Origin of the sequence: Mesobacterium pallidum (genome assembly GCF_019966535.1) — a bacterium.
GTDB classification, from domain to species: domain Bacteria; phylum Pseudomonadota; class Alphaproteobacteria; order Rhodobacterales; family Rhodobacteraceae; genus Mesobacterium; species Mesobacterium pallidum.
The window spans coordinates 40,781-52,819 of the sequence record NZ_JAIMID010000029.1 but is presented as its reverse complement, the minus strand read 5'-3'; the positions used below and the strand labels follow the sequence as shown (position 1 = coordinate 52,819).

The window sequence follows — 12,039 nt, the reverse complement described above, 5'->3', positions numbered from 1 at the left end:
GGTAGTCGTAATCGCTGATCCGGTCCTGCCCGAAACCGGCGGAAAAGCGGTAGGTGTCGTTGCCGGTCCCGCCGGCCAGGTAATCGTTTCCAAGCCCGCCGGTCAGCAGGTCGTCACCCTCGTCGCCGTAAAGATTGTCGTTGCCGATGCCGCCGTCCAACGTGTCGGCGCCCAGGTAGCCACGCAGGTAATCCTGCCCGTCGGTCCCGGCCAGGCTGTCGTCCACAGGCCCTTCGATCGGGGTGATGTCCTGCCCCTCGGGGTTGAACGGCGTGGCCATGGACAAGAGGTCCGCATGGCTCCAGCTGGGGCCGCCCTCGAATGTCACCGCGTCGATGCCGCCCGTGGCGGGCGCCGCTTCGGCCCCGCCGAGGATGGTCAGCCGGTCGCTGCTGCCCGCGATGCGCAGCACAAGGTCGCCGCCCGTGGGCGCCGTCCGCTCGACCGTCACGTCGGCCGGATCGATCGTCGCATCAAAGACCACCGTGTCGAAATTGCCCGACCCGTCGCCTGCGTTCGCGCCGCTGTCGGCGATCGTGTCCTGCCCGAACCCGGCCGAGAACAGGTAGACGTCGCTGCCGCCCGCCCCGTCGAGGCTGTCGTTGCCGCTGCCACCGTCCAGCGTCTCGTCGCCCGCGCCGCCGGTCAGCGTATCGTTGCCCGCGCCGCCCACCATTCGGCTGGCGGTCGCGGCAAGGCCGGTCACCGTGTCGTCGCCCGCGCCGCCCGCCAGCAGGTTGGTCGCCGGATCGCCCTGCTGCGCGATCCCGTCCGGGCCCGGAAGGATCACCGCCGCGGCGATCATGTCGTCATGGGTCCAGGTGACCGCGCCATCCTCGAAGAAGACGGATTCCACCCGCTTGCTCCCGCCCGAGACGGTGCCGGCAAGCCGCAGCATGTCGCCCGAGGGGGTATGGACCAGCACCAGGTCGGTGCCATCCTCGAAGACCGCGACATCGCTTGCGGCGATGCCCGCCGCGAACACCACCTGGTCTGTGCCCGAATAGAAGCTCGACCCGTCGGTCTCGGAGATCACGTCGCGGCCGAAACCGGGCGCAAAGCGGTAGGTGTCGTTCTGGTAGCCGCCCGACAGCCAGTCGTTGCCGCTGCCGCCGGTCACGGTATCGTTGCCGTCGTTGCCGTGGATCTCGTCGTCGCCGGCGCTTCCGTCGATCGCCTCGGCCAGGTTGCTGCCGCGCAGCAGGTCATCGCCCGACGTGCCGGTCAGCCCCAGGTCCATGACCTCGGCCCGGGTCAGGCTGCGGCCATCGTCAAAGCGGACCGTCTCGACGTAATAGTCGGACGAGCTGCGCCCGTTCAGGATCACCACCCGGTCCTCGACCCCGGCAAAGCCCAGCACGATGTCGTCGCCGTCGATCCGCACGACCAGGTCGTCCAGGCTCAGCCCCGGGCCGAATTCGATCACGTCGCTGGGCGAATAGACGTTCGAGCCGAAGTCCGACACGGTGTCCTGGCCGAAGCCTGCGTCAAAGCGGTAGACGTCGTTCTGCCGGTTCCCTTCGAGCCAGTCGTTGCCCGCGCCGCCGATCAGCGTGTCGTGGCCATCGCGGCCGATCAGGGTATCGCCGCCGCCGCCGCCCGCGATCAGGTCCTCCTCGGTGCTGCCCTGGATGCGCTGGTCCGTGGCATCGGGCGTCCAGGCCATCGCCGAGAGATCGGCAAAGCCCAGCTCGGTCCCGTCCGCAAAGCGGAAGATCTCGATCCGGGAATCGAGGTCGCTCACCGTGTTGCGGATCACCAGCTGGTCATCTGTTCCGGCAAAGCGCAGCACCAGGTCGCTGTCGGTCGCCGTGACCACCAGGTCGGCGGGGCTGATGCCGGGGCCGAATTCGACCACGTCCGCGGCCGAGTTGAAGTTCCAGCCGTCTTCGTCCAGCGTGTCCTGCCCGAAGCCCACGTCAAAGCGGTAGAGGTCGTTGTGCTGGCCGCCGATCAGCAGGTCGTTGCCGCTGCCCCCCTCAAGCGTGTCCGACCCGTTGCGCCCGGTCAGCGTGTCGTTGCCGCCCCCGCCCGTGAACGCGTCCGTGTCGTAGCCGCCGGTCATCGCCTGGTCGGCCTCGCCCGGCGCATGGGCCCGCTCCATGATGTCGGCATGGCTCAGCACCGTGCCATCGGCAAAGCGGTAGCTTTCGATCCGCTGGTCGCTGTCGTTGATGGCGCCCCGCACCTCGACCCGGTCGGTGCTGCCGGCAAAGGTGATCACCAGGCTGTCGCCCTGCGCGCGAACGTCCATGTCGGCCAGCGTCAGCCCTGCGCCAAAGGCGATCACGTCGGATTCAGAATTGAAGTCCCAGCCGTCGTCCGACACGATGTCCTGCCCGAACCCGGCGTCGAACTGGTAGGTGTCGTCGTCGTCGCCGCCCTCGAGCCAGTCGTTGCCCGCGCCGCCGATCAGCGTGTCGTTGCCAACCTTGGCCCTCAGCGTGTCGTTGCCGGCGGCGCCGTCCAGCGTCTCGGCGTCGCGGCTGCCTTCGAGAAGCTGGTCCGTGGCATCCGGCGTCCAGACCCGGGCGGTCAGTTCCTCGTGCGTCAGCTCGGTCCCGTCGTCGAACCGGAAGAGCTCGATCCGGTAGCTGAGGCTCGACAGGGAATTTAGCAGCCGCAGGCTGCCCGGCAGGCCCGCAAAGGACAGTACGAGGTCGTTGCCCTCGATCCGCAGCTCGAGGTCATCGGGCGACAGCCCCGCGCCGAATTCCACCACGTCCGCGCTCGAGGTGCTCGACAACCCGTTGTCGGCAATGGTGTCGTCGCCCCAGCCGGGCGCGAACCGGTAGGTGTCGTTGTTGTTGCGCCCTTCCAGCCGGTCGTCGCCCTCGGCCCCGTCCAGCGTGTCGTCGCCGCTGCCGGCGTTGATCGTGTCGTTGCCCCAGCCGCCGGTCAGCGCCTCGGCCGAAGAGGTGCCGGTGATCGACCGAGCCACCGCCGCCTCGAAGGGCGCGCCGCCGAAATTGCCCGAGGTGAGATCGCCCGCCGCGACCCCCACCAACCGGATCAGCTGCCGCGCGGCACCGAGGTCGCGCTGCCCGTCATCGGCGAAATAGACGTAGGTGTCCGCGCCCTCCTGCCGCGCCACCACCGTGCCGACAAGGCCGGTGGCCAGGCGGATGTCGAGTATGTCGCCGGAGTCGCCCACCTCGAACCCCTCGATGGTGGTCAGTGCCGCCGAAAGGTCGATCTCGGGCACGAAGAACTCGAACGTCTCCTGCACCCCCGGCGTACCTGTCAGCGTGCGCGGCAGGTCCGAGGCGCCGCTCGCCCCCCCGCCGCCGGTCCCGCCGGTCGAGGATCCGTCGCCGCCATGGGCCATCCCGAAGAGCGGATCGAGGAAGGGGTTGGTATCCGCGACCGAAGGCGTCAGCAGCCGCTGCGCCTGCTCTTCCGAGACCACCAGCGCGGCCAGCCCGGCCGCATCGAGGCTGCTGCCATCGCTGAACAAGACCGAGTCGATGGGATCGTTGGAATAGGCGAACTGGCCCCGGATCGTCAGCGTGTCGTCATGGCCGATGAACCGCAGCACCAGGTCGTTGCCCTGCTGCACCGCCACCATGTCCGCCCGGTCGAACCCGGCGCCCAGCCGCAGCGTGTCGGTGGAATAGTACGAGCTGTCGGCCTCCACGATCTCGTCCTGCCCGTCGCCGGGGTTGAACAGATACGTGGTGTCTCCGCGTCCGCCGGCGAGGCGGTCGTCGCCCGCCCCACCTGCCAGCGTGGCCAGGTCCCCGGCCGTGCCAAGGTCGATGTCGTCATCGCCCGCCGTGCCGGTGCCCGCGCGCGACAGGATCTCGGCCAGGTCCCAGGTTTCGCCGCTGGCAAAGACGATTTCCTCGATCCCGGCGTCGCGGGTGCGGTTCACGAACATCTCGCGGATGGTCAGCCGGTCCTCGGTGCCCGCGATGCCCAGCACCAGGTCGCCGCCGTTCGCCCACAGCACCACCACGTCGGCCGGGTCGATCCCCGCCTCGAAGCGGATGCGGTCCACCGCAGTGCTCGACAGCTCGTCCACGTCGTGGATCGTGTCCTGCCCGTCGCCCAGGCCAAAGACATAGGTGTCCCCGCCCGAATGACCCTTGAGCAGGTCATTGCCCAGATCGCCGTACAGCACGTCTTCGCCGCGCCCGGTCTCGATCGTGTCATTGCCGTCCCGGCCAAAGGCATCGGTGCCCGGCTCGGGCTCGGTCGGCGCGCCCGAGGGGATGATGACATGATCGTCCCCATCGGTCGCCGGGATCGCCCGCGCCAGCACCGCGATGGACTGGCTGCGCCCGTCGGCATAGGCGATCTGCCCGACGATGGCGTCGGGATCGTTCGCCGGGTCGACCAGCGTGATCCGGTCGTCGCCGCCCGCGATCAGCAGCACGATATTGCCATCGGCGTCGCGCTTGGCGCTCACATCCTCGAGCGCGATGGACGAGCCAAAGCGGATCGTGCCATAGCCATCAGCCGAGCGGTCGACCATGATCCGGTCCTGCCCGTCACCCCGGTCGAAGGTATGGATATCCGCCCCGCGCCCGTCCAGCACGATGTCGTTGCCCAGCCCGGCGTCAAAGATCTCTTCGCCCCAGGTGCCGCGCAGCAGGTCGTCGGTGTCCGTGCCGACCGCGTTCACGAGGTCCAGCAGCGTGTCGCGGGTCCAGACCGTGCCGTCGCTGAAGGCCAGCGTCTCGATCGCCGCGCCGCGGATGATCACCGCATCGTCGGTGCCGAGGAAGGTCAGGATCAGGTCGTCGCGCCCCGCCTCCAGCCGTTCCACCCGCACCTCGCCCGGCGTGTAGCCGGTGATCTCGAGCCGGTCGTTGTTGCCGGCGCTGTCCTCGATCACGTCCTGCCCGTCGCCGCGGGTGAACAGGTAGGTGTCATCCCCGCGCGCCCCGCGCAGCTGGTCATCGCCGGCCCCGCCCTCGATCGTGTCGGCGCGGTCGCTGCCCCGGATGATCTCGCCCCGCTCGCTCGACTGCGCCGCGACAGAGGCCTGCACCAGTTCGGCCGCGCCCCAGGTGACGGCATCGCCGAACTCGATCCGGGGCACGGCGCCGGCGCCAAGCGCGCCGACGATGATGACCTGGTTGCCCGTCCCCGGAACCGTCAGGATCAGGTCGAGGCTGCTGGCCCCCGCCTGCCGCACCACCGCGTCCACCGAGGGCACGTCGGGCAGCAGGATCGCCGCATCGGTCACGCCCGCGCCCATCTGCACCCGGTCGATCCCGCCGCCCGGGCGGATCACCACCTGCGCGCCCTCGCTCAGCAGGATCTCGTCATGGCCCGTTCCGGGGTCGAGCAGCTGCCCCGCCTCGAAATCGCCGGTGTCGAGGATATCCTGCGAGCCGGTCGAGGCGCCGGCGCGGATCATGGCGCGCACCTCCTCGATGCTCAGCGCGCTGCCATCCTCGAACTCGAAGCTTTCCACGGGCCGCTCGCGGTAGCCGCCCAGCACCGCGATCCGCTCCCCCGTCAGGGTCAGCCGGATCAACAGGTCGCCGTCGATGTTCTCGAACGTCACGACGTCTTCGGTGATCCCGGTGCCGAACACGATCCGGTCGAGGCCCGACCTGTCGTCGACCGAGGTGTTGCCGTTGCCATATCCGTACAGGTACGTATCGTTCCCCGCCCCGCCCAGCAGCGCGTCGGACCCAGGCCCACCGTCCAGCGTGTCGTCGCGGGTGTCGAGGCCGCGCAGCTCTTCGTCGGCATCCGTGCCGGTGAGCATGCGGTCCACGATCTCGTCGAAGGTCAGCACGCTGGCATCGCCGAACCGGAACTGCTCAATGCGGCTGCCGGCCAGCCCGCCGACAATGGTCAGCACATCCGCCCCGTTGCCGAGGTCGATCACCAGGTCGTCGCCGTTTCGGGTGATGCGCAGCGCCTCGCGCGTGACCGAGGCGCCGAACTGCACGGTGTCGATGACGCCCTCGGCATCCGGCCGTTCGATGATCCGGTCGAAGTCGTAATCGGCGCCAAAGGCGTAGATATCGGCCTGCGATCCGCCCACCAGCGTGTCGTCGCCCTGCCGCCCGTCCAGTACGTTGGGCGCGGTCGGGCTGCCCGTCAGCAGGTTGTCGCCCCGGTTGCCGCCCTCGATGGCCAGCCGCTCCTCGACGTCCGAGATCAGCATGAAGCTGCCGTCGAAGAACTCGAACTTCTCGACCCCGTGGTCGAGGTCAAGGAACTGGTCGCGGATGCGCAGCGTGTCCACGCGGCCCGCGACCGAGATCACCAGGTCGTTGCCATCCTTGGCGAATTGCACATTGTCCTGCGTGATGTCGCCGCCAAAGCGCACCACGTCATCGACCGGCACCACGATGCCCTTGCGGTCCTGCCAGGCCGCACGGGTGCGGATGTCGGAAATCGTGTCCTCGCCGTAGCCGACGTCGAACAGGTAGATGTCCCCGCCGTCATGTCCTTCGAGCAGGTCATTGCCGCCGCGCCCGTCGATCAGTTCGGCAAAATCCGACCCTTCGATGGTCTCACCCGCGCCCGAGCCGATGAGGTCGATGTCCTCGGGGTTGAAGTCGGTGTAGTCCAGCGTCCGGTCGCCGAACTGGAAGAACTCGACCGCATGGGCCTGGAAATTCGCCCGGACATACTGGTTTTCCAGCACGATCCGGTCGCCGGTCCCGGCGATGGTGATGATCAGGTCAAGCGCAGTGCGCGAGAACTCGACATCGCCAGAATCGAGCCCCACGAATTCGATGCTGTCCTGCCCCGCGCTGTCGAACACCGTGTCCGCGCCATAGCCCATGGCCATCACGTAGGTGTCGCCCGCGCTTTGCCCTACCAGCCGGTCGTTGCCCAGCCCGCCATCCATCCGGTCGGCAATGGTCTCGAAGCCATAAATGGTGTCGTCGCCGTCGGTCCTGGCGATGTCCACGTAATGCTGGAGCAGCTTGAGGTGCGTCCAGACCGTGCCGTCGCCGAACTCCACCTCCTCGATGAGGTTCAGGTAGCCGACCAGCAGGATCTCTTCGAGGTAGTCGGTCAGCACCACCTCGTCCGCCGTCCCCTTGACCCGCAGGCGCAGCGTGTCGCTCGACCCGTCGCGCAGGAAATCGAAATCGGTCCAGCGCAGGTCGTCGGTGAATTTCAGCAGGTCGTCCTTGGGCCCGAACAGGGCCGAGGCGAAATCGAGGTCATAGACCACGTCGCTGCCGTAATTCCGGCCGTAGATATAAGTGTCGAACCCCGACCCGCCGGTCAGGTAATCGTCCCCTGCCCCGCCATCCAGGGTATTGTCGTTCAGGATGCCGTAGATCGCGTCGTCGCCGTCGGTCTTGGCATTGGCCATCACGCGTTTGACGATCTCGGTGTAATCCAGCACCGCGCCGGATTCGAAGACGATCTTCTCGATCAGGTTGGGCGCCACGTAATCCAGCCCGTCGGTCGCCCCCATCAGCTCGCCGAAGAAGCCGAGGTTCAGGCGCAGCCCCGCGAACTGGCCGACCAGTTCGACGCTGTTGCCGGTCTCGGCGCCGGTGTCGTCGAGGATGGTGATCAACAGGTTGCCGCTGGCCCCGTCGCGGGTCAGGCGCACGGTGTCCTCGGTGATCTCTTCGCCGCGGAACATCAGGAAGTCGAGCCCCGCCTTGACCGGCCCGAACGAGAAGCCGCCGAGGTCGTCGATCACGTCGTGGCCATCGCCGAATTCGATGATGTAGGTGTCGCCGCCGACGCCGCCGCTCATGTAATCGTTGCCGCGCCCGCCATAGAGGATGTCGCCCGAGCCCGAGCCGTAATAGGCATCCGCCTCGTCCAGCGCGGCCCGCTCGAAATCGACGGCGTTGAAGGCCATGCGGTAGCGGTCCCAGACCACGCCATCGGCAAAGACGATCTCTTCAACCCCGGTCTGCACGCGGCTGCCGTTCGACAGGATGACGTTCAGCTCGCCCAGGAATTGTTCGCGCAGCAGGATGTGGTTGGCGCCGTCGTTGTAGTAGAGGTAGAGGTCCTCGCCATCCCGCACCGCCCGCACCTCGTCCGAGCGCAGGTGCACCAGCCGCAGCTGGTCGTGGTCGCCCAGGTCGCGGTCGTAGATCGTGTCGTTCCCGGCATTCGCGCCGTAGAAATAGATGTCGGTCTGCTCGTCCTCGCCGGGGAACTGGTCGGCGTCCTTGGTGTAGCTGCCGATGATCTCGTTGTCGCCCGTCGTCAGGTAGAAAAAGTTGACGCCCTGCGGCCCGCCCAGCTGGGCCACGTCGGGCCCGTGGGTGACGATGCGCCGTTCGTCCAGACCCAGCGCATTGGCGATGGCATAGACGTCGAGGTCGAGGCCCACGTTCTCATACGCCGCCAGCGCCATCTGGAAGATATAGGGCTGGTCGATCCCGAGGTTCGGGTCAAAGAACAGCTCCTTGTCGGCGGGCGCGTAGTCGGGGAAGACCTGCGCCAGGATCAGCGTCCATTCGGACAGGTAGTCGTAGACCGCGTCGTTTTCGTTGGTCTCGGGCGCGGCTTCGAAGATCGCCTCGAACATCGGCGCAAGTTCGCGGTCGGAGGTCGGGCGGTAGCGGTCCGCCTCGGAGTCGTAGGTCAGACCGCGCGCAAAGTCCGACAGCCCGTCCTGCAGCGCCAGCCGCACCGCAAGGCGCCGGCTGGTCAGGATGTATTGCTGCATCGACAGCTCGACCAGCTCGATCATCGGGGTGATGACGCTTTCGAACTGTTCGGTCGAATTGGTGTAATCCCCGCCCTCGCTGGTGCGGTAGTCGATCAGGCCCGTCGTGTTGTCGAGCGTCGCGGACAGCATGTGCGGCTGGAAGTCGAGGCCGGCCAGAGAGGTGGCGAAATGCAGCTGGCCGGGGGTCAGGATCTCGACCCGGTAGGTGCTGTCGTCGCTTGATCCCACCTCGTCCAGCATGTCGAAATCGACGGCGTAGTTGCGCAGGTTGAACTCGCGCGAATCCCCGGTCTTGAACTGCAATTCCAGCGCCCGGTCGAGGTTGCGCGCCCAGACGTAGAAGGTGCCGTCCTGGTCCGTCACCTCGACCGTGTAATCGACGGTGATGCCATCGGTGACGCGCACGCCGATCTCGGCCACCGGGATCGCGGCATAGGGGTTGTACTGGATCGCCTCGACGCGCCATTCCTGCCCCTCGGCCCTGTCGAAGGCCAGGATGTCGTCCACGGTCGGATGGGCAATGACCGCGCCATCCGCATCGGTGATCTCGCGCCCCGAGGCCAGCCGCCAGGACCCGTCCGCGTTCTGGATGCCGAAATCGTCGATCTGGAATCGGCCATCCACCAGCCGCGCGAGGTAGGGCGCATCTTCGCGGTGCTGCACCTCGGTGCCGCGGCTGGCGGGCGACCAACCCTCGACCATGGTCCAGCTCTCGCCCGTTCCCGTCGACAGGGCCAGGATATCCTCGATCGTCGGGCGGCCGATGGGGCTGCCGCCGCCGTCCAGCACCGGATCGCCGCTGGCAAGGGTCCAGTAGCCGCCCGTCTCGTCCTCGACATAGACCGCGCGGTCCAGCAGGCTGACGGTGCCATTGCCCGCCTCGTGCAGCAGCACCGGCGTCAGCTCGCGCGAGGTTTCCAGCGTCTGGCCCCAGTAGGACAGCACCGGCCCGACCTGCTGCCCCAGCAGGCTGAAATCGGGCGTGGTCATCGACGCGGCCACGTCCGCCGCGATCTCGCCCAGCTCGATGTCGTTGGCCATGGCAATGGCCAGGCTCGTCATCGACCCGTAGCCCTTGCTGTCCACGCCAAGGTCCTGCTGCCAGGGCGCCAGCCCCGACTGCCCCGCGAACTCGGTGTAGCTGTCCGAGGATTCGAAGATCGCCTCGAACATGCGGGTGGTGGCGCCGGTGTCGAACTCCACGATGCCGCTGGCCAGCAGCTCGGCCCCCTGCGGCGTGAGGATGTCCAGCGGGTCCGAGGCGAGATCGAACCGCACGATCCCAAGCGCATCGAGGCTGAAGAGCTCGCCCGCGTCGGTCTCGCCGTCGGAATCGAGATCGCGCCACACCTGCAACTCGGCCCAGGCGGCATCGGCGGCGGTCAGCTGCCCGTCTGCGTTGCCGCCGCTCGCCGCCAGGTCCAGCTGGCCCAGGTCGTCATAGCCGCCCTCGAACCTTGCGCCGAACATCTCGGTGATGTCGTCGATCCGGCCGTTGTCGTTCAGGTCCCGCACGAGGAAGCCGTCATCCGACCCGATCCAGCCGGTCAGTTCCGCAAAGAGATCGTCGTCGAGGTCAAAGAAGACGCGGCTGCCCAGGTACTCGGTCGTCTCGACCCCGTCGCCGTCCAGGTCGATGACCAGCGGATCGACCCCCTCGGCCCATTTGTTCGCCTTGGCCGACCGGATCGCGGCGCCGGCCAGCCAGGCCGCGCCATCGGCGGTGTTGGCAATGGAAATGGCCTTGATCACCCCGCCGATCGCCGGCAAGGCCGACACCATCTTTTCGGCCAGCCCGCCGCCGGCCGCCATCAGCACCGAGAACACGCTGGGGAAGTTGAACAGCATCCCCAGGTCGCCGACATTGTCGGCCGCGCTGTCGGCAATCGACAAAAAGCCGCCGATCTCCGAAGTCCAGCTGACGAAGGTGTTCTCGAAGATGTCCGACGAGGCGAAGTTCATCTCCTTGACGCGCTGGGTGCCGCTGACGCTGACCACCCCGTCGCCCAGGTCGAATTCCTCGACAAAGGCCTTGCCGGTGATGATGCGCCAGAGGATGTCGGTCTGGTTGACCACCTGCATGTCGCCGTCGCCCGTGGCGACATAGGCGATCGCCGGCACCCAGCTGTCGTAGAACAGCCGCAGAAGGCCCGTGGTCTGGATCGCCGTGACCTGGTTCCAGAAGGCGACACCGGACTGGATCGTGCTGATCAGATCGTTGTCGGGAATCCCGAAGGACCAGCCGATCGCCGTGCCCGCCCCGTCGCCGCCGGTCAGCGGCACGCCGTAGAAGGTCAGGATGTCGTGCTTTTGCGCATCCATGATCGTGGTGTTCGGGGCGAACCAGAAATGGTCCCCGTTCTCGGATGTCTCGGGAACCGCGCCGACGCCGCCCTCGGGGTCGTAGACCTGGCCCGTCGGCTCGTCGCCATAAAGCAGCCCGCCCTGCGAGAAGTTGATGACCACGTCGCGCCCCAGCCCGCCGGCCGTGGTCACGTTGGTGCCGTTCAGCACGATGACGATGTCGTCGTCGCTCCCGCCATGGACCAGCAGGTCCCCGACCGGGTTGTTGCTGATGTAAAAGACGTCGCGCCCCGCCCCGCCGTGGATCTCGCCCTTGCCCGAATGGGTGCCCTCGTCCGCCGAGGTCAGCGAAAAGCGGTCGTCCATGCTGGTCAGGATGACATTGTCGACGCCGGTAAAGGTCAGCCCGTCGCCTTCGGTGACGTCCTCGCCCTCGAGCAGGTCGGCCACGTTCTCGGGCTGCTTGCCGCCGTCGAAATTGGTCTGGAAATAGGCGCTGGTCTGGGCGGTGTCGGCGATCTGGACATAGCCGTTGCGGTAGTAGACGCCGCTTTGCGCAAAAAGCGAATCCGTATCGTCGCTGAAGGTCAGCAGGTCGTCCGTGTCGCCGCCCAGCTCGACCGTCAGCTTCTGGGTGATCCAACTGGTCGGGTCGTCCGAGGCGATCACCGTCACGCGGTCGGTGGCACTGGTCAGCCGCACCGTCTCGAACTCGAACAAGAGGTCGTCGAACCCGGCCCCCTCGAGCCGCATCTGCACATCCGCCTGGTCGGCCGAGCTGTAGCCGTCCACGATCGACAGCTCGGGGATCAGCGTCATGGTCAGCGTTTGACCGCCGCCCGCGCTGTAATCGGCCAGGTCGTCGCCCAGGCCGCCCCACAGCACGTTCATCCCCAGTCCGGCGACCACGGTGTCATCGCCCGAATCCGCCTCGACCAGGTCGTTGCCGCCGCCGACGGTGATGTAGTCGGCCCCGCCGAGGGCGTAGATGGTGTCGTCTTCGTCGGTCCCGTTCAGGGTATCCGCGCCGAATGTGCCGTTGATTTCCATCAGGTGGTCCCCCGCATTCCGAATCCGGTCCGCGTCATGCCCGCGCCTGCGGACGC

The 12,039-nt window shown here is 67.4% G+C and carries 1 protein-coding gene; it reads right to left on the bottom strand.

From position 1 onward, the window contains the following. Nucleotides 1–11,983: calcium-binding protein (locus tag MF270_RS25730; RefSeq protein WP_272490883.1), on the bottom strand; the 11,983-nt coding region annotated here is incomplete at its 3' end. Nucleotides 11,984–12,039: the final 56 nt, after the last annotated feature.